Below are 22,709 nucleotides of genomic sequence, written 5' to 3'. Positions count from 1 at the left end.
TATGGCTACGGAAGACGCGGTGCGCGAAGCACTGGCGACGGTGAACGACCCCGAGATCTCGCGACCCATCACCGAGCTGGGGATGGTCAAATCGGTGGAGATCGGTGCGGATGGTGCGGTCGCGGTCACCGTGTATCTGACCGTCACCGGCTGCCCGATGCGCGAGACCATCACGAAGAACGTGACGGAGGCGGTCTCGAAGGTAGAGGGCGTCACGCGCGTCGACGTGACCCTGGACGTGATGAGCGACGAGCAGCGCAAGGAACTGGCGACCGCGCTGCGCGGCGGCCAGGCCGAGCGCGAGGTGCCCTTCGCCAAGCCGGGCTCCCTCACGCGCGTGTACGCGGTCGCCTCCGGCAAGGGCGGCGTCGGCAAGTCCTCGGTGACCGTGAACCTGGCGGCGGCGATGGCGGCTGACGGCCTCAAGGTCGGTGTCGTCGACGCCGACATCTACGGCCACTCGGTGCCCCGCATGCTCGGCGCGGACGGCCATCCGACCCAGGTCGAGAACATGATCATGCCGCCGTCCGCGCACGGCGTGAAGGTCATCTCCATCGGCATGTTCACCCCGGGCAACGCCCCGGTGGTCTGGCGCGGCCCGATGCTCCACCGCGCCCTCCAGCAGTTCCTGGCGGACGTGTACTGGGGCGACCTGGACGTGCTCCTGCTCGACCTTCCGCCGGGCACGGGCGACATCGCGATCTCGGTGGCCCAGCTGGTCCCGAACGCCGAGATCCTCGTCGTCACGACCCCCCAGCAGGCCGCCGCGGAGGTCGCCGAGCGCGCGGGCTCCATCGCCGTCCAGACCCACCAGAAGATCGTCGGCGTGGTCGAGAACATGTCCGGCCTGCCCTGCCCGCACTGCGACGAGATGGTCGACGTCTTCGGCACGGGCGGCGGCCAGACCGTCGCCGACGGCCTCACCCGCACCACCGGCGCCACCGTCCCGGTCCTCGGCTCCATCCCCATCGACGTCCGCCTCCGCGAGGGCGGCGACGAGGGCAAGCCGATCGTCCTGACGGACCCGGACTCCCCGGCCGGCTCCGCCCTCCGCGCCATCGCCGGCAAACTGGGCGGCCGCGCCCGGGGCCTGTCGGGCATGTCGCTGGGCATCACCCCGAGGAACAAGTTCTAGACGCCGGGTGAGCGGCGCCCCGTAAGGGGCGCGGGGAACTGCGCGCCCAGCCCCCACCGGCCCGCAGCCGACGAACAACCCGCAGCTCAACGGCCTCGCACAACGAAGGGGGCGCCATCCACCAAGACGGCGCCCCCTCCCCCGTTGCCCGCCGCCTAGGCGTACGCGCCGATGTCCTTGATCATGGCGAACCCCAACCCGTACGCACTCATCCCCCGCCCATAAGCGCCCACATGGACGCCCTCCTGCGTGGACCCCGCGAGAACCCACCCGAACTCGGACTCGCGGTAGTGGAAGGGCGTGGGGACACCGTCCACGGGAAGGGACAGCGAGGACCAGTCCGCGCCGTCCAGGTCGTCCGCCAGGACCCACGCGGTCTCGGTCTGCTGGTCCAGCCAGTCGTCCCGCAGGGTGTGGTCCATCTGGCCGGGCCAGGTGAAGGCCAGCAGCCCCACACCGGCCAGCCAGGCCGCGGAGGACACCGAGGTGGCCTCCAGCAGACCCGTACCGTCCGCGCTGCGGCGTACGGGGTTGGCCGCGACGGTGACGACCACCGCGAAGCGTTCCTTGTCCTCGGTCGACTCACCGCGCACCGAGGGCTCGTCGCCGTGCCCGATCGAACCGTGCTCGACGGCACCGTCCGCCGAGGTACCTACCTGCATCAGCCAGCGCGGCCCCGTGAAGGCCTCGTCGAGGCCGTACCAAGGGAAGGGCGCCAGCAGGTAGCCGTCGACCGTGCGCCGGGCGGAGGGGACCTGTTGTCCGCCCTCCGCGGCCGGCGCCTGCGCGCCTACCCGACTTGTCGTCTCCATCTGCCCGGACGCCTCCTCGCTCTCGTCGGACCGGGCGGCCCGCCCCCCTCGGGCGTCCTTATCGGTCCGCACAACAACTGGGCAGCATAGCCACACCGCTCCGAGCAGCAGCGAAACCGCCCGGCGCGTGGGACGCGAACGCGCCGGAATTCAGGCCGCGCGGGGCAGCGAGAGGCACGGATCCCGCACCGCGGGGTACGGCTCAGATGACGTCGTACGGCTTCGGAGGCGCCGTACGACGGGGAGAGGGCGCCGTACGGCTCAGGTGGCGTCGGCGTCGTAGGGCGGGCGCTCGTCCGGGTCGAGCTTCTCGCGCTTCTTCGTCATGTCGACGGAGCCGCCGGTCGAACCCGTGGTGGAGGAGGACGAAGAAGAGGGCGACGACGAGGTGTCGGACTCGCGGCCGTGGACCGCGTCCGTGACCTCGGCCATCTCCTTCTTCAGGTCGAAGCCGTTGCGGATCTCCTTGAGCCCCAGCTCGTCGTTGTCCAGCTGCTTGCGGATGAACGTCTTGGGGTTGAGGTCCTCGAACTCGAAGTCCTTGAACCCCGGGCCGAGTTCGTCGCGGATGTCCGCCTTGGCGCTCTCCGAGAACTCGCGGATCTTGCGGATGGTGCGCGTGACGTCCTGGATCATCTTCGGGAGCTTCTCCGGGCCGAAGACGAGCACGGCGAGGACAACGAGCGTCACCAGCTCGAGTGGTCCTATGTCATTGAACACCTGGTAGCTCCTTGCGATGTCCTCGGTCCGCGGCCCTCGGGAGTCTTCCGTGGTCCGGGCCGGGTCCAACGGTACCCGTCGATCCTGTCCGTCCGGAACTGTCCAGGGGCTTCCGAGTTCCTGTACGTGGGTGGTTTTCCGTGATGTTTGCCGTCCGGAGCTGGGAGATTGCGCCCAGCTGTGAAGTTCGTGTCAGTCGCCGTCGGCGGAGCCGAGGACCAGGGTGACCTTCTTTTCCGTGCCGCCCCGCCGGAGGGTCAGCTGGAGCCGGTCGCCGGGGCGGTGGGCGCGGGTCTTCACGATGAGTTCCTCGCCCGAGTGGACGCGCTCGCCGTCGACCTCGGTGATGATGTCGCCCGCCTTGATGCCCGCCTCGGCGCCGGGACCGCCGGCGGTGACCGGCGGACCGCCGCCGTTGCCCTTGGCGCCGACCCGGGCGCCGTCGCCCGTGTAGTCCATGTCGAGTGTGACCCCGATCACGGGGTGGGTGGCCTTGCCGGTGTTGATGAGCTCCTCGGCGACGCGCTTGCCCTGGTTGATGGGGATGGCGAAGCCGAGCCCGATGGAGCCGGCCTGCCCGCTCTCCAGATCCGACCCGCTGTCGGCGGAGCGGATGGCGCTGTTGATGCCGATGACCCGGGCCTTGGAGTCCAGGAGGGGCCCGCCGGAGTTGCCGGGGTTGATAGGCGCGTCGGTCTGCAGGGCGTCGACGTACGAGACGTCACTCCCGTCGCCTTTCTCCCCGCCCGCCGTGATGGGCCGCTCCTTGGCGCTGATGATGCCGGAGGTGACCGTGTTGGCCAGGTCGAAGGGGGCGCCGATGGCGACGACGGGGTCGCCCACCTGGACGTTGTCGGAGTTGCCGAGCGGCATGGGTTCGAGCCCGCTGACACCCGACACCTTCACGACGGCGAGGTCGTACCCGCTGTCGTGCCCGACGACCGAGGCCTTGGCGGTCTCGCCGCCGCTGAACGTCACGGATATCTCGCCGCCGCTTCCGGCCGGTTCGATCACGTGGTTGTTGGTGAGGATGTGCCCCTGGCTGTCGAGCACGAAGCCGGTGCCGGTGCCTTCCTCCTGGGACCCGCGCACATGCAGGGTGACGACGCTGGGCAGCGCGTGCGCGGCGATCCCCGCCACGCTGTCCCGAGCCCGCCCCGGCGCCTCCTTGGCGGCCTGCGGCAGCTCGACGTCGCCCATCCCCCCGTTCCGCTCCAGATACGCCCCTACGGCGCCCCCCACGCCCCCGGACACCAGCGCCAGCACCACGGCCCCGAGCACCAGCCCCTTCCGCGCCCGCGTACGCCGCTGCGCCACGCTCGCCACGACCGCGCCGTTCTGCTGGAGGGGGCCCGGGGTGGCCCAGGGGTCGTAGTTCTGCCAGGGGTTGCGGGGCTGGGGGCTGTGTACGGGGGTTTCGTGGGGGGTGGCTGCGTACGGGGCCGGGGCCGGGGCCGGAGGCACATGGGTGCCGAGTCCGGTGGTCTGCTGCGCCGCACCGGCCTGGGCCGGGGCATCGAAGAGCGGGGCCTGGGCCGGTGTGCCTGCCGGGACGTGTGTCCCGTGCGCGGGCGTGGCCGCCGGGTGCTGGACCGGCGGGGCGGGCGCCCAGGGGCCGGGCTGACCGTACGGCGGGGTGCCGTAGGGGTCGGGGTCGTGCAGGGGCTTGGGGCGGTCGGAGCGCTCGGTGCGGTCGGCGGGGGCGTCGGCGTACGCGCTCGCGTCTTCCGCGACCTGCGTCGGCGCCGAAGGCGCACTCCCCAACTGAACCGTCGCAGGGCGCTCCAGCTCGAAGTCTCCGTTGGCCTCGCCCGAAGCCGGGCCCGTCGCGGGGCGCGCCAGCTCGAAGTCGCCCGCGGACGCACCCTCGGGTGCGCCCATGCCCGGGGTGCCCGAAGGGCCCGGTTCCCTGAGGTGATCCGTGGTGGTGTCGGGCCCCGTGCCCTGCGCACGGGGCCGGCTCCACCACTTCGCCTTCGTGGGCTTCCCCTCGTTCATGCTCTCCCCACACCTGGCCCGCGGCACAACTCGCCGACGGTTGTTGCAGATTGTCGACTCCGCGTCCGGGATTCCTCCCGCGGACGCGGCCCACCCTGGATTCAACCAGGTTCACGGGCCGCCGCGCAGAGGGCGGGGTCAGCGGACGGTACGGGAGGAGGGGGAGGTGGGGGACGGGGAGGAAGAGGGGGACGGGGTGGCGGCGGGGGCGGCCAGCAGGCCCGGAGTCGTGACATCCGGGGCCTCGGACCACGAGGTCAGCGCGAGCGGCTGGGCATCGGTGAGCGGACGTATGAGCGGGGACATCGCGGCGGCACCGGCGACCACCGGTGTCGTCAGTGTGTGCATGGCGTCCTGGACGCCACCCGCCGGAGCGGGGACTCCGGGCAGCAGCGGCGCGGACACCTCGGTCGGCGCCACGGGACCGTCGCCGAGCGCCCGCTCGCCCTGGGCGAGCAGCGGCCCGACGGACCGGCGACGCTGCGACTCGGGGGATGTGGAGGCCCCCGTGCCCTGCGAACGCATCGGCGTCACATTGCTTCCGGTGCCGGCACCGCCGCGCGCGTCCGCGGTGTCGCCCGGCACTCCGGTCGACACCCCGCCGAGCGCGACCGCGGCCAGCGACACCGCACCGGCGGCGGCGAAGGCGAACCGCAGCCCGCGCGAGGCCGATCGCTCGGCCTCGTGACGGCTGACGTCATGGATGCGGAAGCCGCTCCCCGGGGAGGGCGGCAGTACGTTGGCGTGCGGTCCGGCGGGGACGTACCCGAAGGGTTCGCCTCTCACCCCGAAGATTCCGGTGACGCCGGGGCCGGCCGAGCCGCCGGGGAGGGTGCCGCCGAATCCTCCCCCGCCCAGCGGCGAACCACCGCCGTCGGAGTCGCCTCCCCCGGGAAGCCCCTGGAGTCGGGCCAGGAAGCTCTCCGAGGGCGGCGGAGGGGCCATTTCCGCGAACACGTTCTTCAGTCGGCGCTGGGCGTCCGCCTCGGCCTTGCACTTCGCACAGGTGACGAGGTGGGCCAGGACGCGGTCACGCGACTCATGACCGAGCTCTCCGTCCACGAGGGCGGAGAGTCGGTCGCCGAGGTGCTGCTCAGTGATGGGCCGCTCGGCAGAGTTGGGCCGGGATCCACTCACGCGGTCGCGCCCCCTCCCCCCAGCACGGGTACACGGACCGCGAACGAGCGGCGCTCGGCGCGGGCCTCGGGAGACCGGTGGGCCAGGGCCTTGCGCAGCTGGGAGCGGCCGCGGTGGATCCGGCTGCGGACCGTGCCGAGCTTGACGCCCAGGGTCGCGGCGATCTCCTCGTACGACAGTCCTTCGATGTCGCACAGGACGACGGCGGCGCGGAACTCGGGCGCGAGGGTGTCCAGCGCCTGCTGGACGTCCGCGTCGAAGTGCGCGTCGTTGAAGACCTGCTGCGGGGACGGCTCACGGCTGGGCAGGCGCTCGGCCGCGTCGTCACCGAGGGCGTCGAAGCGGATGCGCTGCTTGCGGCGCACCATGTCCAGGAAGAGGTTCGTGGTGATGCGGTGCAGCCAGCCCTCGAAGGTGCCGGGCGTGTACGTGGACAGCGAGCGGAAGACGCGGACGAAGACTTCCTGGGTGAGGTCCTCGGCGTCGTGCTGGTTGCCCGTCAGGCGGTAGGCGAGACGGTAGACCCTGCCGCTGTGCGTGCTGACGATCTCCTCCCAGGTGGGCGGAGTCCACGCCTGCGACTCCGCGTCGGTGGTGAACGTCGCGGTCTGCGCTGGGGCAGCAGCATGGAACTTGTCAGCGATCTCGGTCACGGATTTCGGCTCACCCGCCGATCTGAGCAGGCGCCGCAGCACCCCGCCTCGATCCACAGGCGCAGCCGCACCTCCCCTGTCGGCTCTGGTGGTGTCCAGTGGAGCCCCTACCATAGCCACCTCGCCCGTTAGCTCCGGATAAGCGGTTTTACGAGAATTTGATACACGCTCATATGGTCGCGTCAGCACTTGCTCACCGCCCCGCACCGCGCCCTGCCCCACGTACTGATCCATCCTCTTCCCCCGCTCTGTTTCCCCACCCCTCTAAACGCCTGGTCCCATCTGCGGGTTCCCGGCACCAACGGATACAGTCACGCCCAGGCAACCGCGGGGACAGGAGAGGGTCATTACCGGCAACCGGCAGACGAGCTGGGCGTTCGCCGACGCCTTTGTCGCCGAGGACGAAGCACTGCGCTGGGCCCGGGACCGGGCCCGGGAGGCAGGGCTGCGCTCGGTGTCGCCCGGCACGGGCGCCGCGCTGCGGTTGCTCGCCGCCACCGTGGACGCGAAATCGGTCGCGGAGATCGGGACCGGGACCGGCGTCTCCGGGATTCATCTGCTGCACGGCATGCGGCCGGACGGGGTACTGACCACCGTGGATCCGGAGCCGGAGCGCCAGCAGTTCGCCCGCCAGGCCTTCCGCGCGGCCGGTTTCGCCAGCAACCGCGCCCGTTTCATCCCCGGTCGCGCGCTGGACGTCCTGCCCCGGCTCGCGGACGCGGGCTACGACCTCGTCTTCTGCGACGGCGACCGTCTGGAGTGCCTGGACTATCTCGCTGAATCGTTGCGCCTGCTGCGACCGGGCGGGCTCGTGGTCTTCGAGGGCGTCTTCGCGGACGGCCGCACGGTGGACTCGGGCCCGCAGCCCGCGGAGGTCGGCCGGCTGCGCGAACTGCTGCGCGCGGTGCGCGAGAGCCAGGAGCTGGTGCCCTCGCTGCTGCCGGTGGGCGACGGTCTGCTGTGCGCGGTCAAGCGCTGACCCAGGCCGCCTTACATGGGGTCTGACCTGTACCGATGATGCGGGGTACGTCGATGACGTACCCCTGACACACCACTGCCCCGGCACCGAATACGATGCCGGGGCAGCTGAAAGGTATGGTCGCGTTCCGCGTCAGCCGACGACCTTCTTGAGGGCGTCGCCGAGCGCGTCAGCCTCGTCAGGGGTCAGCTCGACGACGAGCCGACCGCCGCCTTCGAGCGGAACGCGCATGACGATGCCCCGCCCCTCCTTGGTCACCTCGAGCGGGCCATCGCCCGTCCGCGGCTTCATGGCCGCCATGCTCGTTCCCCTTCCTGAAACCAGCTCATCGTCGCCGACGGCCCCTTGAAGGGCACGCACGTCCCCTCATAGGACACACGTCACCGGCATCGAACACATTGCTTCCAGGCCATTATCCCGCATCTCAGGACCCGATGACCAACATCAGTCGGCATCGCTTGCGCAACGCGCTTGAGCAAAACCACTCAATTCGGCGATGTGACTGCGATACTGCGCCGCCGCATCGACCTCCCCGGCACGGAATTCTTTGACGCAGGTCACATGTGGGGCCCGCGCCACCGCCGGTGATCTCCGCCATGCTGTCATCGGACACAGACGTACCGGCCGGTACGACGGAGCCGCACACCGGAGGGGACCCATCATGGCCGACACCGTGCTCTACGAGGTGAGCGACGGACTCGCGACGATCACGCTGAACCGCCCCGAGGCGATGAACGCGATGAACATCGCGACCAAGGTCGCCTTCCGGGACGCGGCACAGGCGGCCGCCGCCGACGGGGATGTACGGGCGATCCTGCTGACCGCCGCCGGTGACCGGGCGTTCTGTGTCGGACAGGACCTCAAGGAGCACATCGGGCTGCTGGCCGCCGACAAGCAGTCGGGGTCGGGCCACACGATGAGCACCGTGCGCGAGCACTACAACCCCATCGTGCGGGCCCTGACCGGGGCCGCGAAGCCCGTGGTCGCCGCGGTGAACGGCGTCGCGGCCGGAGCGGGCTTCGGCTTCGCGCTCGCCGCCGACTACCGGATCGTGGCGGACACGGCTGCCTTCAACACGTCGTTCGCCGGGGTGGCGCTGACCGCCGACTCGGGCATCTCGTGGACGCTGCCGCGGGTCATCGGCCCGAGCCGGGCCGCCGATCTGCTGCTGTTTCCGCGCAGCATCACCGCGCAGGAGGCGTACGACCTCGGCATCGCGAACCGGCTTGTTCCCTCGGCCGAGCTGCGCGGGGAGGCGGAGAAGGTGGCGCGCGCGCTGGCCTCGGGGCCGACGGTCTCGTATGCCGCGCTGAAGGAGTCCTTGGCGTACGGGATCACTCATTCTCTGGACGAGACGCTGGAGAAGGAGGACGAGTTGCAGGCGCGGGCCGGGGCGTCCGAGGACCACACGATCGCTGTGCAGGCGTTCGTCAACAAGGAGAAGCCCAAGTATCTGGGGAGGTGACGGCTGGTGGGGAACTGCGGGTTCGTATGCGGCTGGTCGCGCCCACGCGGCGGAGCCGCATAGTGTCACAGCCCCGCGCTCCTAAAGACTGCGCGCAGCGCAGTCTTCCAAGTGGTCGTTGACCAAGCCGCAGGCCTGCATCAAGGCGTAGGCCGTTGTCGGGCCCACGAAGCGGATGCCGCGTTTCTTCAGCGTCTTGGAGAGGGCGGTCGACTCGTCGGTGACGGCCGGGACGTCGGAAAGCCTCTTCGGGGCGGGGCGGGCGGCGGGGTCGGGAGCGAAGGACCAGATCAGTTCGTCGAGCTCGCCCGGGGTCCAGTCGGCCAGCACGCGTGCGTTGGCGACGGTCGCCTCGATCTTGGCCCGGTTGCGGATGATGCCCGGGTCGGTGAGCAGGCGCTCCTTGTCGGCGTCCGTGAAGGTCGCGACCTTGGCGATCTCGAAGCCGGCGAAGGCGGTGCGGAAGCCCGAACGGCGGCGCAGGATGGTGATCCAGGACAGGCCCGACTGGAAGGCCTCCAGGCAGAGCCGCTCGTACAGCGCGTCGTCGCCGTGGACGGGGCGGCCCCACTCCTCGTCGTGGTACGCCACGTAGTCCTCGGTCGACAGCGCCCAGGGGCAGCGCAGCGCGCCGTCCGGGCCGGCGAGCGCGTCGCTCACTGGTGGTCCTCCTCGGCGTGCTTCCGCAGCGAGGTGGTGGCCGTGGCCGCCCTGGCGCCGGCGAGCGCGGTCTCCAGGTCGACGATCCGGGCGTCGCGCTCGGCGATCTCGGCGCCGAGACGGCCGAGCGCGTCGTCGACGTCCGCCATGCGGTAGCCCCGCAGGGCGAGGGGGAAGCGCAGCGCCTCCACGTCGCCCCGGTTCACCGGCCGGTCGTAGGGCAGGGGGTCCGCCAGCCGCTCGGGCACGGCCTCGGGAAGGGGGGCGCTCTCGCCGCCGCCCACCACGGACAGTGTCACCGCGGCGACCACGACGGCGAGCGCGACGACCAGGAACAAGAACATGAACATCGCTGAGGTCCCCACGCTCTGGTGCCGACGCGTTTTCACGCCGGCGCGAAAGTACTGAAGCTAGTGAAGCAACTGAAGCTGTCTGACGGGTACTGAAGCTGTCCGGCTCTGAAACCGCCAGGGTCCGATCGTGCCATGCGAGTCTGACAGTTAAGGTCGCAGGCGGCTTATCAGCGGGATTTACTGGGAGAGGTCACAGGGGATGCTCAGGCTGGGCAGGCACGAATTCGACCCGCGCGAGCCGGTGATCATGGCGATCGTGAACCGGACCCCGGACTCCTTCTACGACCAGGGGGCCACCTTCCGCGACGAGCCCGCCCTCGCCCGTGTGGAGCAGGCGGTGTCGGAGGGTGCCGCCATCATCGACATCGGTGGGGTCAAGGCCGGGCCGGGGGAAGAGGTGTCCGCCGAGGAGGAGGCACGGCGGACGGTCGGTTTCGTCGCCGAGGTGCGGCGGCGCTTCCCCGACGTGATCATCAGCGTCGACACCTGGCGGCACGAGGTCGGTGAGGCGGTCTGCGAGGCCGGAGCGGATCTGCTCAACGACGCGTGGGGCGGGGTCGATCCGCGGCTCGCGGAAGTGGCCGCGCGGTACGGGGTGGGGCTGGTGTGCACCCACGCCGGTGAGTCCGAGCCGCGGACGCGTCCGCATCGGGTCGCGTACGACGATGTCATGGCCGACATCTTGCGGGTGACGCTCGGGCTGGCCGAGCGGGCGGTGTCGTTGGGCGTGCCCCGGGAGTCCGTGTTGATCGACCCCGGGCACGACTTCGGGAAGAACACCCGGCACAGTCTGGAGGCGACGCGGCGGCTGGGGGAGATGGTGGCTACGGGGTGGCCTGTGCTGGTCTCCCTCTCCAACAAGGACTTTGTCGGCGAGACGCTCGACAAGCCGGTGAAGGAGCGGGTGGTGGGGACCCTGGCGACGACCGCCGTCTCCATGTGGCTCGGGGCCCAGGTCTACCGCGTCCACGAGGTCGCGGAGACCCGTCAGGTCCTCGACATGGTGACGTCCATCGCGGGCCACCGCCCACCTGCAGTAGCCCGCCGGGGCCTGGCGTAGCGAGTCTCTCGCCCCCGCCGCCCCTACCCGTCCCATCCCGTTCCTGGGGGCTGCGCCCCCAGACCCCCGCTAAAAGATTGCGCAGTTCCCCGCGCCCCTTGAAGACGGGGTGGTTCGTCGGCTACGGGTGGGTGGGGGTTGCTCGCGCAGTTCCCCGCGCCCCTGAAAGACCCGGGGCGGGCGTGGGATCGCGGGGCGCAGCCCCGCGCCTTCAGGGGCGCGGGGAACTGCGCGACCAGCCCCCACGCACCCGCAGCCAAAGAACCGGCCTAGGGGGTCTGGGGCGGAGCCCCAGAAGGATGGGACGGGTAGGGGCGGCGGGGGCGAGGAAAGGCCTGTCGGTTAGCGGCCCGCCTCCTTCGAGACCAGGGCCACCGCCTCCTCCACCTCATCGGTGAGGTGGAACAGGAGCAGGTCCTTCTCGGAGGCCTTGCCCTGGGCGATGAGGGTGTTCTTGAGCCACTCGACGAGGCCGCCCCAGTACGCCGTGCCGAAGAGGACGATCGGGAAGCGGGTGACCTTCTGGGTCTGGACGAGGGTGAGGGCCTCGAAGAGTTCGTCGAGGGTTCCGAGGCCGCCGGGCAGAACCACGAAACCCTGCGCGTACTTCACGAACATCATCTTCCGGACGAAGAAGTAGCGGAAGTTGAGGCCGATGTCGACGTACGGGTTGAGGCCTTGCTCGAAGGGCAGCTCGATGCCGAGGCCGACGGAGATGCCCTTCGCCTCGCAGGCACCCTTGTTGGCGGCCTCCATGGCGCCGGGGCCACCGCCGGTGATGACGGCGAAGCCGGCTTCGACCAGGCCTCGGCCGAGGGCGACTCCGGCCTCGTACTCGGGCGAGTCCACCGGCGTACGCGCCGAGCCGAACACGCTGATCGCGGGCGGGAGTTCGGCCAGCGTGCCGAAGCCCTCGATGAACTCCGACTGGATGCGCAGGACCCGCCAGGGGTCGGTGTGCACCCAGTCGGAAGGCCCGCCCGCGTCCAGCAACCGCTGATCCGTGGTGCTCGACTGCACCTGGTCCCGCCTGCGCAGCACGGGCCCCAGTCGCTGCTCCTCCGGTGGCCGCTTCTTGCCCTCGGGGTTGCCAGTAGCCATGTGCGCTCCCTCCGCTTGCGGTCGTTCCACCCCAGCGTAGATCTACGCGGGTTACGGAGGGGGGACGTAAGGATGTCCGCCATGAACCGCCCGGAGATACGGCTCAGTCGGTCAGCCAACCGCGCAGCCGCTCCTCGGCCTCCGGGATCAGCGACGCCTTGACCCGCTCGTCCACCTTGTGGGCCAGAATCGGGTTGCCCGGGCTGTAGTTCACCGCGGGCACTCCGAGCGCGCTGAAGCGGGCGACGTCCGTCCAGCCGAACTTGGGGCGGGCCTCGCCGCCGACGGCGGCCAGGAAGGCCGCGGCGGCGGGGTGGGTCAGGCCGGGGCGGGCCCCGCCGGAGTGGTCGTCGACGATGAACTCGTCCACACCGCAGTCCGCGAAGTAGTCGCGGACGAAGGCCTCCGCCTCCTCCTCGCTACGGTCCGGCGCGTAACGGAAGTTGACGACGACCGTGCAGGCGTCGGGGATGACGTTGGTGGCCACGCCGCCCTCGATGCGGACGGCGTTGAGGCCCTCGTGGAACTGGAGGCCGTCGACGACCGGCGTGCGCGGCTCGTAGGCGGCGAGCCTGGCCAGGATCGGAGCGGCCGCGTGGATCGCGTTGGAGCCCATCCACGCGCGCGCGGAGTGCGCGCGCTCCCCCTTGGTCTTCAGGAACACCCGGAGCGTGCCCTGGCAGCCGCCCTCGACCTGGCCGTCCGTCGGCTCCAGGAGGATCGCGAAGTCGCCCTCCAGCCAGTCGGGGTGGGCCTCGGCCACATGCTTCAGGCCGTTCAGATGGGCCGCCACCTCTTCGTTGTCGTAGAAGACGAAGGTGAGGTCGCGGTTGGGTTCGGGGACCGTGGCCGCGATGCGCAGCTGCACGGCGACGCCGGACTTCATGTCGCAGGTGCCGCATCCCCACAGCACGCCGTCCTCGTCGAGGCGGGAGGGAACGTTGTCGGCGATCGGGACCGTGTCGATGTGGCCGGCGAGGATGACGCGCTCGGCGCGGCCCAGGTTCGTACGCGCCACGACGTTGTTGCCGTACCGGTCGACCGTCAGGTGCGGCAGGGCCCGCAGGGCGGTCTCGATGGCGTCCGCGAGCGGCTTCTCGTTGCCGCTCGCGGAGGGGAAGTCGACGAGCCGCGCGGTCAGCTCGGCAGCGTCGAGGGCGAGGTCAAGCGGGGTGTCGGCCATGCTGTCGACCCTAGCGCCCCGGGCCATCCCGTCTCGTCCGTGGCCTGACGCCCAGGGCCGCCCTCCCGTTGTCCACAGCCCCACAGTCCGCCGACAGAGGCCTCCAGTACCTTGTACGACGTGTCAGAGCCGTCCCCCACTCCCGTCCGGCGTGGCCGCCTCCTGCGTTTCGGAGCGGCCGTCGTAGTCCTGCTCGCGGTCGCGGGCTATCTCACCGTGCAGTACCTCACGGGAGGCACGGGCGCACCGAGATGCGAGGTCGTCTCCGGCAAGGGCGACGGGGCCTCGTACGAGTTCACGCCGGAGCAGGCGGTGAACGCGGCGACGATCTCGGCGGTCGGCACCTCCCGCGACCTGCCCGAGCGCGCCGTCACCATCGCCCTCGCGACCGCACTCCAGGAGTCGGGGCTGCGCAACATCCAGCACGGCGACCGTGACTCGCTCGGCCTCTTCCAGCAGCGGCCGTCGCAGGGCTGGGGCACGAAGAAGCAGATCATGGACCCGACGTACGCGGCGGGCATCTTCTACGAGCACTTGGCCAAGGTGTCCGGCTATACGAAGCTGCCACTGACCGTCGCCGCGCAGCGCGTGCAGCGCAGCGGCTATCCGGAGGCGTACGCGAAGCACGAGCCGGACGCCACGCTGCTCGCCGCCGCTCTGACCGGCCGCGCGGCGGCCACGCTGACCTGTGAGGGGCGCCCGGACGCGACCCCGGCCGGCGGAGCGGACTCGGTGCGCGCGGCGCTCGTACGGGACTTCGGGCGTGACGTGCTCCAGGACGCCGGGGCCGTGGTGAGCGCCGAGGGCACCTCCGCCTCGCCGTCCGCCACCGCTACCTCGGCCTCCTCGGGCTCCTCCACCGGCGGGAGCCGCACGGTGACCGTCCCCGTGCGCAAGGAGGCCAACGCCAAGCGCGGCGTGCGGCAGCGCGGCTGGGAGCTGGCGCACTGGGCCGTGGCCAACTCGTCCGCGCTGCACATCGAACGGGTGTTGTACGCGGGGCGGGAGTGGACCGCCGGGAACACCGACAGCGCGTGGCGCACGTCCGACACGAAGGGAAGCTCGGCCGCGGGGAAGTCCGCCGCCGAGGTCCGAATCGTCACTGGGCAGTAGTACGGGCCCTCACCCTTTGGGGGGAGCCGCGTCACGCGGAGTCGACGATGTGCGCAGGTTTTCGCGCACTCACTCCCGCATCCGCCGAATCCCTTGAAAACAAAGGGCCATAAGGATTCGACAGTTCCGACTGGATCCCTTTTGCCCGTTTTTATCCGCAGCTGATAATGCGACGCATTGCCAACTCTTTACATCGGGCCACCGCAACCTTCGTGGGCTTCGAGCGGTAGTCACTGCGTCCGAGCCCGGAACGATCAACCGGGGGACGGTCGGCAGCCAGTCGGTCCACTCCTGAGCGCGGTCGGACACTTCACCGTTCTCTCCCGTCTAAGGAGCATCATGTCCCTCCCCCTGACCCGCCGGATCGCCCGTGCCGCGCTGCTCGTCGCAGCGGGAGCGGCTGCCGGGGTCGGTGCGGCCGGCTCCGCCAGCGCGGCGGCCGAACTGCCGGCCACCCCCAACCTCGGCGGACTGACCGCCCTGGACGGTGCGCAGGTCGGCAACACGGTCGACGGTGCGACTCAGAACGTCACCGGGCTCGCGGGCACAGCCGGTGGCGACGCGGTCAAGAAGGCGGTGCCGGCCGCGGGCAAGACCGGTGGCAAGGTCGCCAAGACGGCGACGCCGACCGCGCAGAAGGTGGCCGGGGATACGGCTGGGCAGGCCGGGGGTCTGCTCGGTAACACCGCGAAGACGACCGGTGGTCTTCCGACGGACACGGTGACCAAGGGGGGCCTCCCCACGGACCAGGTGACCAAGGGTGGTCTCCCGACGAAGCAGCTGCCGCTGAAGGGGCTGCCGCTCGGCTAGCCGCCGGGTTCTGTGTGGGCGAGGGGTCCAGGGAGTTCCCTGGACCCCTCGCGTATGCCGGTTTGTCAGGTGCGGGTCGTCCTGGGCTGGTCGCGCCCACGCGGCGGAGCCGCACAATGTCACAGCCCCGCGCCCCCGACGTGGCGCTCTCTACGCCAGGCGCTCTACCGCCGCCGCCACGCGCTCGTCCGTTGCCGTCAGGGCCACGCGGACGAAGTTCTCGCCCGCCTCGCCGTAGAAGTCGCCCGGGGCGACGAGGATGCCGAGGTTCGCGAGGTGGGACACCGTGGCCCAGCAGGACTCGTCGCGGGTGGCCCACAGGTAGAGGCTGGCCTCGCTGTGCTCGATGCGGAAGCCGTGCTTCAGGAGGGCGTCGCGGAGGGCGGTGCGGCGGGCGGCGTAGCGCTCGCGCTGTTCGCGGACGTGGGTGTCGTCCGAGAGGGCGGCGACCGCGGCGGCCTGGGTCGGTGCGGACGTCATCATGCCGCCGTGCTTGCGGATCTGGAGGAGGTCGCCGAGGACGGCGGGGTCGCCCGCGAGGAACGCGGCGCGGTAGCCGGCCAGGTTCGAGCGCTTCGAGAGCGAGTGGACCGAGACGATCCCCTCGTACGAGCCGCCGTTCACGTCCGGGTGCATGACCGAGACCGGGTCGGCCTCCCAGCCCAGCTCGATGTAGCACTCGTCGGAGAAGAGCAGGATGCCGTGCTCGCGGGCCCACGCCACGGTCCGGGTGAGCTCGTCCTTCGAGAGGACCCGGCCCGTCGGGTTGGACGGGGAGTTCAGCCACAGGAGCTTCACGTCCGTCGGGTCCAGCTCCGTCGGGTCGTCGTAGACGACGTAGTCCGCGCGGGCCAGGCGTGCGCCGACCTCGTACGTCGGGTACGCCAGACGCGGGTAGGCGACCTTGTCGCCGGGGCCGAGGCCCAGCTGGGTGGGCAGCCAGGCGACGAGTTCCTTGGAGCCGACGATCGGGAGTATGTGGCGGTGGGTGATGTCCCGCGCGCCGAGCCGTCGCTCCACCCAGCCCGTGATCGCGTCCCGCAGCTCGGGCGTGCCCCACACCGTGGGATAGCCCGGCGAGTCCGCGGCCGCGACCAGAGCTTTCTGGATCAGCTCGGGCACCGGGTCGACCGGGGTGCCGACGGACAGGTCGACGATGCCACCCGGGTGAGCGGCGGCCGTCGCCTTGTAGGGCTCCAGCTTGTCCCAGGGGAAGGTGGGAAGCCGGTCGGAGACTGCGGACACGGGATCTGGCTCACTTTCTCTGTACTCGCCGGTACGGCAAACGCCTCGGTCCCGTAAGCCGATCGGAGCGATCAGGCCGTACGGGACCGAGGCGGCGCGTATGTGTGCGGGCCGCTTACTGGTTCTGCGGCGGCAGCGCTGCGATGAAGGGGTGGTCGCGCTCGATCAGGCCGAGCTTGCTGGCGCCGCCGGGCGAGCCGAGCTCGTCGAAGAACTCGACGTTCGCCTTGTAGTAGTCCTTCCACTCTTCCGGAGTGTCGTCTTCGTAGAAGATCGCCTCGACCGGGCACACCGGCTCACAGGCTCCACAGTCGACGCATTCGTCCGGGTGGATGTACAAGGACCGGGAGCCCTCGTAGATGCAGTCGACCGGGCACTCCTCGATGCACGCCTTGTCCTTGACGTCGACACAAGGCTGCGCGATGACGTAGGTCACGCTGTCGTTCCTCCTCGATAGGGCGCTGGCGGGCCTTCGTAGGCTCCCGCCGCCTGGCGCGCGGGAGCGCGGCGTCGTCGATGCCCGCCCCTAGTATCTCCGTTCTTGGGCATGATCCGAACAGGAGGGGTGAACTGACCTGTGGAAATCTCTGCCGGCGGCCGCCTTGAGGTCCGTATCACCGCTGCTGACGTGGGCAAACGTGTCTCTGTTCGGCGGATGATCGAAGATGTCGCCGAGGGTGAGAAGTTCACCGACACGGTCGGTGTTCTCACATCATGGGACAACGGTGTGTTGCAGATCACACGGCGGACCGGTGAGCGTGTCCAGATCGCGGAATCCTTGCTGGTCGCGGGCAAGGTCGTACCGTCCGCTCCGGCGCGTCGGCGGGGCCCGGCGGCCTCGTACGAGGAGCTGGCGCGGGTCTCGGCGCGGGCCTGGCGGCCGGTGGAGAGCGAGCGGCTCGGCGAGTGGGAGCTGAGGGCGGCCTCCGGGTTCACCCGGCGCGCCAACTCCGTCCTGCCGATCGGCGACCCCGGCGTGCCGCTGGACGAGGCGCTGACCCGCGTACGGGACTGGTACGCCGCCCGTGACCTGCCCGCGTACATCCAGACCGCGACCGGGGCGGAGGGCACGCAGGAGCTGCTGTGCGCGGAGCTGGAGGCGCGCGGCTGGGTACGTGAGGTGACGGCCGAGCTGTGGATCGGCTCGCTCGCGCCGGTCGGGGACCGGGAGGCGCCGGGGGTCGTGCTCTCCCGCGAGGCGGACGACGCGTGGCTGGGCCGGTACCAGCGGAAGGGGCTGAGCGACGTGGCCCTGAAGGTGCTGGGCAGCGGGCCCTCGGTGTGGTTCGCGACGGTGCCCGGTACGGAGGGGGAGCCTCCGGCCGCGATCGGACGCTGTGTGGTGGACGGCCGCTGGGCCGGTTTCGCCGCCGTCGAGGTCGGCCCCGCCCACCGCCGCCAGGGCCTCGCCACCACCGTCATGGCCGCCCTGGCCCGCCGGGCCCTGGGCGAGGGCGCCTCGGCGGCCTGGCTCCAGGTGGAGGATGACAACACGGGGGCGCGGGCGCTGTACGCGGGGATGGGCTTCGGGGCTCATCACGCGTACCACCACTACCGGTGGGTCCCGGACGCCGGCGCCGCCTCCGGGACGGCGGATGGCGGTTTCGGGGCCGGCGACCCGTATCGATCGGCGTGAAGGGGCACGAGCCAGCTATGCGTGTCCCTCAGCCACCGGAACCGGACGGCGCCGCCGAGGTGCGGCGGCGGTTCTCCGACGAGGCGCGGGCCGAGCGGCCCGATCTGGCGGTGCTGTGTCTGCTGGTCGGGGCCGCGGCGGACGGCACGCTGGACGAGGCCGGGATGGACGCGGCGCAGATCGAGCTGGACCGGCTGGCCGGGCAGTTGCCGTTCCGCCCGGGCGGGCCGCGGTCCTGGGCGGTCGCGCTCGCCGAACTGCTCGGCGGGCGCTGCGGTTTCCGGGGGACGCCCGGCGACTACCAGCGGCTGGAGTCCTCTCTCCTGCACGAGGTGCTGCGGCGGCGGCGTGGGCTGCCCATCCTGCTCTCCGTGGTGTGGATGGAGGTCGCTCGGCGGGCCGGTGCGCCGGTGTACGGGGTCGCTCTGCCCGGGCATTTCGTCGTCGGCTTCGGGCCCACCGAGCAGCAGGTGCTCGCCGATCCCTTCGACGGGGGGCGCGTGCTGACCGGCTCCGACGCGGAGCTGCTCGTCGCGGGGGCGACCGGTGCTCCGCTCGACCCGTCGATGCTGTCTCCCGCCGATCCGCTCGATGTCGTGCTGCGCATCCTGAACAACATCCGTGCCTGGGCCGCCACCCGTCCCGAGCGGTCGGATGTGGCGCTGTGGGCCGTCGAGTTGTCCCTGCTGCTGCCGTCGCACCCGGCGCGGCTGCGCTACGAACGCGCCCAACTGCTCGTCCAGCGCGGTGACTTCCTCTCGGGTGCCGCCGAACTCGACGCGTACGCCGACATAGTGGCCGCCGTCGACGAACCGGCCGCCACCCGAGTACGCCAACAGGCCCACGCCGCCCGAGCCATGCTCAACTGACAACCTTTCCTCGCCCCCGCCGCCCCTACCCGTCCCATCCCTGGGGGCTGCGCCCCCAGACCCCCGCTAAAAGATTGCGCAGTTCCCCGCGCCCCTTTTAGGGGCGCGGGGAACTGCGCAATCTTTTGGACCAGCCACCACCCACCCGCAGCCGACACACATCCGAACGGGGTTGAAGGGGCGGAGCCCCTGGGGATGGGACGGGTAGGGGCGGCGGGGGCGAGGAACGTCGGGGCGGCTACAGCCAGCCCTTCTCCCGCGCTGTGCGGACCGCTTCCGCTCGGTTGCGGACGGCCAGTTTTTGGATGGCGGTGGAGAGGTAGTTGCGGACGGTGCCCTGGGAGAGGTGGAGGGCGGTGGCCAGTTCGGCGTTGGTGGAGCCGTCGGCCGCCGCGCGGAGGACCTCGCGTTCGCGGTCGGTGAGGGGGTTGGCTCCCTCGGCGAGGGCGGCGGCCGCGAGGGTGGGGTCGATGACCCGTTCGCCGGCCAGTACCTTCCGTACGGCTTCGGCGAGTTGGGCGGCCGGCGCGTCCTTGACGAGGAAGGCGGCGGCGCCGGCCTCCATCGCGCTGCGCAGATAACCGGGACGGCCGAAGGTCGTGAGGATGACCAGCTTGAGGCCGGGGAACTCCTTGTGGAGTTCGGCCGCCGCCTCGATACCCGTCTGCCCCGGCATCTCGATGTCGAGGAGCGCCACGTCGACGTCGTGCTCGCGCGCCGCGGCCAGCACCTCGTCCCCGCGCGCCACCTGGGCGACCACCTCGATGTCCGGTTCGAGGCCCAGCAGCGCGGCCAGCGCCTCGCGGACCATCGACTGGTCCTCGGCGAGCAGGACCTTGATCGTGCGGCTCATGCCCCGGATCCTACGGGGTGGCCGGACGGCTTGGCCGGGGCTCCCGTCGGTACTCGGGCGGTCAAGCGGAACCCGTGCCGCACCTTCCCCGCCTCCAGCGATCCGCCCGCCTTCTCCAGCCGTTCGGTCAGCCCGTTCAGGCCGTTCCCCGGGGTGCCGGAGCCGCCCGAACCGGAACCGTCGTCCTCCACGGACAGTTCGAGCACGAGCCCGTCGAGCGTCTGGCGTCGGACGAGCTCCACCGCGCAGCGCCGGGCCCCGCTGTGCCGTACGACATTGGTGATCGCCTCGCGCAGCGCCCAGGCCAGCGCGGACTCGCTCTCCTCGGGGACGCCGTCGAGGTCCGGTTCGGCCGGCAGGTCGGCGGTGACGCCCGCCGCGGTCAACGCGACCTGGGCGCCCGCGAGTTCGCCGGCCAGCCGGGGCCGCCGGTAGCCGGTGACCGCCTCGCGGACGTCGACGAGGGCCTGGCGGCTGACCTGTTCGATGTCGGCGACCTGCTGGGCCGCCTTGTCGGGGTGGTCGGGGAGCATCCGGCCGGCCAGTTCGCTCTTCAGCGTGATCAGCGAGAGGGAGTGGCCGAGGAGGTCGTGCAGGTCCCTGGCCAGGCGCAAGCGCTCCTCGTTCGCGGCGAGTTGGGCGACGGTCGCCCGCGCCTTGCGCAACTCCACCGTCGTACGCACCAGTTGCCGTACGCCCGTCATCGCGTAACCGATGAGGACGACAAGGAGGACGAGGTTGCGCGCGTCCCCCTCGCCGCCGTGCAGGCCGACGAGCAGCATCACGGCGGCGGTCAGCGGGATCGTCCAGTACGCCACGCGGAGCGAGAACGTCGTGCCGCAGGCGACGGAGACGTACACGAACAGGCCCAGCCAGGACGGGCCGAGGGTGAGGCTCAGCACGACGGCGAGGGCGCCGAGGGCGATGACCAGGCCGGCGACGACCGCGGTGGCGGTGAACGCCCTGCCCATGTTCCGGAAGACCAGCGTCAGATAGATCCCGACGAAGACCGTCAGGCCCAGCCAGCCGGCCACCGTGGCGGCGGTCGTGTGGTGACCGGACACCAGGTCGTGGACCGGCGAGCTGAGGAACACCAGCCAGATGACGATCCAGATCGCCTTGCGCAGTGCCTCGCGGATGTTGCGGGGGGACTCCCCCATCCGCATCAGCGGCACCGGCCGGGTCTCGTCGGGCAGCGGGGCTTCCGTCATGGCGTTCACGCCTTCAGCGTGTCCTTCCGGTACAGCCAGGCCGCGCCGCCCGCGAAGAGAGCGAAGTAGACGGCGAGGATGGCGAGGTCCTTCGCGTGCGGGGCGTCGCCCAGTTCGATGGCCTGCCCGAGGGCAGCGTACGCGTGCGTGGGCAGCCACTTCGCGATGTTCTGCAACCAGTCGGGGAAGGTCGTGCTGGGCATCCACAGGCCGCCGAGCATCGACAGACCGAAGTACGTGATCATCGTGATCGGACGGACCGCGTCACCGGTGGCGAGGTAGCCGATGGCCACGCCGAGCGCGGCAAAGATGAGGGAACCCGCCCAGATGGCGCCGGTGAGCGCGAGCCACTGCCAGGCGTCCAGGTGGACGTCCTTCACGGTCGCGGCGACCAGGAAGACGATGACGATGGACGGCAGGCTGACGACGGCGGCGCTCGCGGTCTTGGCGAGGACGTAGCCGCGCCCGGGCAGGGTGGTCAGCCTGAGCTGCCGCACCCAGCCGCTCTCGCGCTCCTTGGCGATGCGCTCGCTGTTGCCCATCAGGACGGCGGTCAGGGCGCCGAAGGAGGCCATCGAGACCATCGTGTACGTCGGTACGGTGAGGCCGGTGCCGTCGACCTTGGTGGTGCTGTCGGCGTTGCCCGCGATCAGCAGGAACAGGGCCGAGGGGTAGATCACCGAGAAGAACAGGAACTTGCGGTTGCGCAGGGCGCGGGTGAGTTCCAGCTTGATCAGGCTGTTCATGACTGCTTGGCCTCCTCGGCCTCCGTGATGGCGACGAAGGCCTGCTCCAGGCCGAGTCCGGCCACTTCGAGATTGCGGGGGTAGACGCCGAGCCCGTACACCGCGTGGACGGTCGCGTCGGCGTCGGAGGACTGGATGCGGACCGTCTGACCGGATACGTCGACGGACGTCAGGAAGGGCAGTGCGCGCAGCGCGGCCTCGTCGATCGGGCCCTCCAGGTCGAAAGCGATGCGGCGGGCGCCGGCCTTCGCCTTGATCTCGGCGGCGGTGCCGTCGGCCAGCAGGCGTCCCCGGTGCAGGACCAGCACGCGGTCCGCGATCGCGTCGGCCTCCTCCAGGTAGTGCGTGGCGAACAGGACCGTGCGGCCCTGGTCGGCCTGCTCGCGCATGGTGGCCCAGAAGGCCTGGCGGGCGGAGACGTCCATCCCCGTGGTGGGCTCGTCGAGGACGATCAGATCGCTGTCGCCGGCCGTGGCGAGGGCGAAGCGGACGCGCTGTTCCTGGCCGCCGGAGAGCTTGTTGACCTTGCGGTCGGCGATCTGGGTGATACCGGCGCGGGCCAGCACGTCGATGGCGCGGTACGGCTTGGGGTGCAGGTCGCAGGCGAGCTTCACCAGCTCGGCGACCGTGACCTCGTCCATCAGGCCGCCGCTCTGCAGCATGGCGCCCACCCGGCCGCGGACGATCGCCTCGCGCGGGCTGGTGCCGAAGACGCTGACCGTGCCGCTGTCGGCGTGCTTGAGGCCGAGGAGCAGGTCCAGCGTGGTCGACTTGCCCGCGCCGTTGGGACCCAGCAGGGCGACCGTCTCGCCCGGGTGCAGGTCGAGCGTCAGCCCGTCCACGGCCCGGACGCTCCCGTAGCTCTTGGTCACCGAGGCGAACCCGACCACCGAGGTGGCGGCCCCCGTGGTGCCCGTGGTCCGTGTAGTCGTTGTCATGTGCTCCATCGTGGCGGCGGAGGGGGTGCGCC

General features: G+C 71.0%; 24 protein-coding genes. 8 read left to right on the top strand and 16 right to left on the bottom strand.

The features are described from left to right. Window position 1: 1 nt before the first annotated feature. Entirely contained in the window at window positions 2-1,135 is a 1,134-nt protein-coding gene (locus OG975_RS31305) for an Mrp/NBP35 family ATP-binding protein (RefSeq protein WP_406332696.1), read from the top strand. Between the two features lie 155 nt (window positions 1,136-1,290). On the opposite strand, the gene OG975_RS31300 is transcribed toward OG975_RS31305, so the two are convergent. The 5 genes from OG975_RS31300 to sigE all read right to left on the bottom strand — a co-directional run bounded on the left by OG975_RS31300 (window position 1,291) and on the right by sigE (window position 6,497). Then, window positions 1,291-1,947, bottom strand: a complete 657-nt coding sequence (locus OG975_RS31300; protein WP_406332695.1) for a hypothetical protein — start codon at window positions 1,945-1,947, stop codon at window positions 1,291-1,293. A gap of 261 nt (window positions 1,948-2,208) precedes the next feature. Then, window positions 2,209-2,667, bottom strand: coding sequence for a sec-independent translocase (locus tag OG975_RS31295; RefSeq protein WP_406332694.1), 459 nt, complete (start codon window positions 2,665-2,667; stop codon window positions 2,209-2,211). A gap of 192 nt (window positions 2,668-2,859) precedes the next feature. Beyond that, window positions 2,860-4,665, bottom strand: coding sequence for a trypsin-like peptidase domain-containing protein (locus OG975_RS31290; protein WP_406332693.1), 1,806 nt, complete (start codon window positions 4,663-4,665; stop codon window positions 2,860-2,862). Window positions 4,666-4,803: 138 nt separating this feature from the next. Then, window positions 4,804-5,802 carry an anti-sigma factor family protein gene (locus OG975_RS31285; RefSeq protein WP_406332692.1) on the bottom strand — a complete coding sequence of 333 codons (999 nt, stop codon included), beginning with the start codon at window positions 5,800-5,802 and terminating at the stop codon, window positions 4,804-4,806. After that, complete coding sequence (gene sigE, locus OG975_RS31280) at window positions 5,799-6,497, bottom strand: RNA polymerase sigma factor SigE (RefSeq protein WP_327435203.1); 699 nt, start codon at window positions 6,495-6,497, stop codon at window positions 5,799-5,801. Before sigE ends, OG975_RS31285 begins: the two co-directional genes overlap by 4 nt. A 238-nt stretch (window positions 6,498-6,735) precedes the next feature. Here sigE and OG975_RS31275 point away from each other — a divergent pair, with 238 nt between their 5' ends. Then, a complete protein-coding gene (locus OG975_RS31275; protein WP_327435202.1) occupies window positions 6,736-7,434 on the top strand; it encodes an O-methyltransferase in 699 nt (232 codons plus the stop codon). Between the two features lie 132 nt (window positions 7,435-7,566). On the opposite strand, the gene OG975_RS31270 is transcribed toward OG975_RS31275, so the two are convergent. Beyond that, window positions 7,567-7,734: a DUF3117 domain-containing protein gene (locus OG975_RS31270; protein ID WP_003966491.1), complete on the bottom strand. Its 168-nt coding sequence runs from the start codon at window positions 7,732-7,734 to the stop codon at window positions 7,567-7,569. A gap of 361 nt (window positions 7,735-8,095) precedes the next feature. Between OG975_RS31270 and OG975_RS31265 the strand changes: the two genes are divergently transcribed. Next, on the top strand, window positions 8,096-8,899 hold the full coding sequence (locus tag OG975_RS31265) for an enoyl-CoA hydratase/isomerase family protein (protein ID WP_406332691.1): 804 nt from the start codon (window positions 8,096-8,098) through the stop codon (window positions 8,897-8,899). Between the two features lie 81 nt (window positions 8,900-8,980). Here the strand turns inward: OG975_RS31265 and OG975_RS31260 are convergent, their stop codons facing one another. Next, complete coding sequence (locus OG975_RS31260) at window positions 8,981-9,559, bottom strand: DNA-3-methyladenine glycosylase I (RefSeq protein WP_406332690.1); 579 nt, start codon at window positions 9,557-9,559, stop codon at window positions 8,981-8,983. Further along, the gene (locus OG975_RS31255; RefSeq protein WP_406332689.1) at window positions 9,556-9,909 is read right to left on the bottom strand and encodes a DivIVA domain-containing protein; all 354 of its coding nucleotides are present in this window, start codon (window positions 9,907-9,909) and stop codon (window positions 9,556-9,558) included. The genes OG975_RS31260 and OG975_RS31255 overlap by 4 nt, the downstream gene beginning before the upstream one ends. Window positions 9,910-10,111: 202 nt before the next feature. Here OG975_RS31255 and folP point away from each other — a divergent pair, with 202 nt between their 5' ends. Next, window positions 10,112-10,972: a dihydropteroate synthase gene (gene folP, locus OG975_RS31250; protein WP_406332688.1), complete on the top strand. Its 861-nt coding sequence runs from the start codon at window positions 10,112-10,114 to the stop codon at window positions 10,970-10,972. 342 nt (window positions 10,973-11,314) lie between these two features. Here the strand turns inward: folP and OG975_RS31245 are convergent, their stop codons facing one another. Together OG975_RS31245 and dapE are read right to left on the bottom strand one after the other, a co-directional pair. Then, window positions 11,315-12,073 carry a TIGR00730 family Rossman fold protein gene (locus tag OG975_RS31245; protein ID WP_381258809.1) on the bottom strand — a complete coding sequence of 253 codons (759 nt, stop codon included), beginning with the start codon at window positions 12,071-12,073 and terminating at the stop codon, window positions 11,315-11,317. A gap of 103 nt (window positions 12,074-12,176) precedes the next feature. After that, complete coding sequence (gene dapE / locus OG975_RS31240; protein WP_406332687.1) at window positions 12,177-13,256, bottom strand: succinyl-diaminopimelate desuccinylase; 1,080 nt, start codon at window positions 13,254-13,256, stop codon at window positions 12,177-12,179. Between the two features lie 120 nt (window positions 13,257-13,376). Here dapE and OG975_RS31235 point away from each other — a divergent pair, with 120 nt between their 5' ends. Both OG975_RS31235 and OG975_RS31230 read left to right on the top strand, forming a co-directional pair. After that, window positions 13,377-14,369: a heavy metal transporter gene (locus tag OG975_RS31235; RefSeq protein ID WP_406332686.1), complete on the top strand. Its 993-nt coding sequence runs from the start codon at window positions 13,377-13,379 to the stop codon at window positions 14,367-14,369. 339 nt (window positions 14,370-14,708) lie between these two features. After that, a complete protein-coding gene (locus OG975_RS31230; RefSeq protein ID WP_406332685.1) occupies window positions 14,709-15,179 on the top strand; it encodes an ATP-binding protein in 471 nt (156 codons plus the stop codon). 150 nt (window positions 15,180-15,329) lie between these two features. Here OG975_RS31230 and OG975_RS31225 read toward each other — a convergent pair whose 3' ends face one another. Both OG975_RS31225 and fdxA read right to left on the bottom strand, forming a co-directional pair. Further along, complete coding sequence (locus OG975_RS31225) at window positions 15,330-16,424, bottom strand: bifunctional succinyldiaminopimelate transaminase/glutamate-prephenate aminotransferase (protein WP_406332684.1); 1,095 nt, start codon at window positions 16,422-16,424, stop codon at window positions 15,330-15,332. A 115-nt stretch (window positions 16,425-16,539) separates the two neighbouring features. Next, on the bottom strand, window positions 16,540-16,860 hold the full coding sequence (gene fdxA, locus OG975_RS31220) for a ferredoxin (protein ID WP_018089397.1): 321 nt from the start codon (window positions 16,858-16,860) through the stop codon (window positions 16,540-16,542). A gap of 141 nt (window positions 16,861-17,001) precedes the next feature. Here fdxA and OG975_RS31215 point away from each other — a divergent pair, with 141 nt between their 5' ends. Together OG975_RS31215 and OG975_RS31210 are read left to right on the top strand one after the other, a co-directional pair. Beyond that, a complete protein-coding gene (locus tag OG975_RS31215) occupies window positions 17,002-18,060 on the top strand; it encodes a GNAT family N-acetyltransferase (protein ID WP_406332683.1) in 1,059 nt (352 codons plus the stop codon). A 17-nt stretch (window positions 18,061-18,077) separates the two neighbouring features. Beyond that, entirely contained in the window at window positions 18,078-18,929 is an 852-nt protein-coding gene (locus OG975_RS31210; protein WP_406332682.1) for a tetratricopeptide repeat protein, read from the top strand. Window positions 18,930-19,167: 238 nt separating this feature from the next. On the opposite strand, the gene OG975_RS31205 is transcribed toward OG975_RS31210, so the two are convergent. From OG975_RS31205 to OG975_RS31190, 4 genes are read right to left on the bottom strand one after another with little or no spacing between them, the layout of a single operon-like run. Further along, on the bottom strand, window positions 19,168-19,782 hold the full coding sequence (locus OG975_RS31205) for a response regulator transcription factor (protein ID WP_327431513.1): 615 nt from the start codon (window positions 19,780-19,782) through the stop codon (window positions 19,168-19,170). After that, window positions 19,779-20,993 carry a histidine kinase gene (locus OG975_RS31200; RefSeq protein WP_406336549.1) on the bottom strand — a complete coding sequence of 405 codons (1,215 nt, stop codon included), beginning with the start codon at window positions 20,991-20,993 and terminating at the stop codon, window positions 19,779-19,781. Before OG975_RS31200 ends, OG975_RS31205 begins: the two co-directional genes overlap by 4 nt. Window positions 20,994-20,998: 5 nt before the next feature. Then, the gene (locus OG975_RS31195) at window positions 20,999-21,739 is read right to left on the bottom strand and encodes an ABC transporter permease (protein WP_406332681.1); all 741 of its coding nucleotides are present in this window, start codon (window positions 21,737-21,739) and stop codon (window positions 20,999-21,001) included. Next, window positions 21,736-22,677 carry an ABC transporter ATP-binding protein gene (locus OG975_RS31190; protein WP_406332680.1) on the bottom strand — a complete coding sequence of 314 codons (942 nt, stop codon included), beginning with the start codon at window positions 22,675-22,677 and terminating at the stop codon, window positions 21,736-21,738. Before OG975_RS31190 ends, OG975_RS31195 begins: the two co-directional genes overlap by 4 nt. Window positions 22,678-22,709: the final 32 nt, after the last annotated feature.

The sequence above is a fragment of the Streptomyces sp. NBC_00203 genome (genome assembly GCF_045206325.1).
GTDB classification, from domain to species: Bacteria; Actinomycetota; Actinomycetes; order Streptomycetales; family Streptomycetaceae; genus Streptomyces; species Streptomyces lutosisoli.
Note: the sequence above shows the minus strand (reverse complement) of the source record. Positions and strands in the feature narration are given on the sequence as shown.

Excerpts from the sequence above, each read along its gene's own strand:
- OG975_RS31305 (WP_406332696.1), top strand. The coding sequence starts at position 2 with ATGGCTACGGAAGACGCGGTGCGCGAAGCACTGGCGACGGTGAACGAC.
- OG975_RS31300 (WP_406332695.1), bottom strand. The coding sequence starts at position 1,947 with ATGGAGACGACAAGTCGGGTAGGCGCGCAGGCGCCGGCCGCGGAGGGC.
- OG975_RS31290 (WP_406332693.1), bottom strand. The coding sequence starts at position 4,665 with ATGAACGAGGGGAAGCCCACGAAGGCGAAGTGGTGGAGCCGGCCCCGT.
- OG975_RS31270 (WP_003966491.1), bottom strand. The coding sequence starts at position 7,734 with ATGGCGGCCATGAAGCCGCGGACGGGCGATGGCCCGCTCGAGGTGACC.
- OG975_RS31265 (WP_406332691.1), top strand. The coding sequence starts at position 8,096 with ATGGCCGACACCGTGCTCTACGAGGTGAGCGACGGACTCGCGACGATC.
- OG975_RS31255 (WP_406332689.1), bottom strand. The coding sequence starts at position 9,909 with ATGTTCATGTTCTTGTTCCTGGTCGTCGCGCTCGCCGTCGTGGTCGCC.
- folP (WP_406332688.1), top strand. The coding sequence starts at position 10,112 with ATGCTCAGGCTGGGCAGGCACGAATTCGACCCGCGCGAGCCGGTGATC.
- OG975_RS31245 (WP_381258809.1), bottom strand. The coding sequence starts at position 12,073 with ATGGCTACTGGCAACCCCGAGGGCAAGAAGCGGCCACCGGAGGAGCAG.
- dapE (WP_406332687.1), bottom strand. The coding sequence starts at position 13,256 with ATGGCCGACACCCCGCTTGACCTCGCCCTCGACGCTGCCGAGCTGACC.
- OG975_RS31230 (WP_406332685.1), top strand. The coding sequence starts at position 14,709 with ATGTCCCTCCCCCTGACCCGCCGGATCGCCCGTGCCGCGCTGCTCGTC.
- OG975_RS31210 (WP_406332682.1), top strand. The coding sequence starts at position 18,078 with ATGCGTGTCCCTCAGCCACCGGAACCGGACGGCGCCGCCGAGGTGCGG.
- OG975_RS31205 (WP_327431513.1), bottom strand. The coding sequence starts at position 19,782 with ATGAGCCGCACGATCAAGGTCCTGCTCGCCGAGGACCAGTCGATGGTC.
- OG975_RS31200 (WP_406336549.1), bottom strand. The coding sequence starts at position 20,993 with ATGACGGAAGCCCCGCTGCCCGACGAGACCCGGCCGGTGCCGCTGATG.
- OG975_RS31195 (WP_406332681.1), bottom strand. The coding sequence starts at position 21,739 with ATGAACAGCCTGATCAAGCTGGAACTCACCCGCGCCCTGCGCAACCGC.
- OG975_RS31190 (WP_406332680.1), bottom strand. The coding sequence starts at position 22,677 with ATGACAACGACTACACGGACCACGGGCACCACGGGGGCCGCCACCTCG.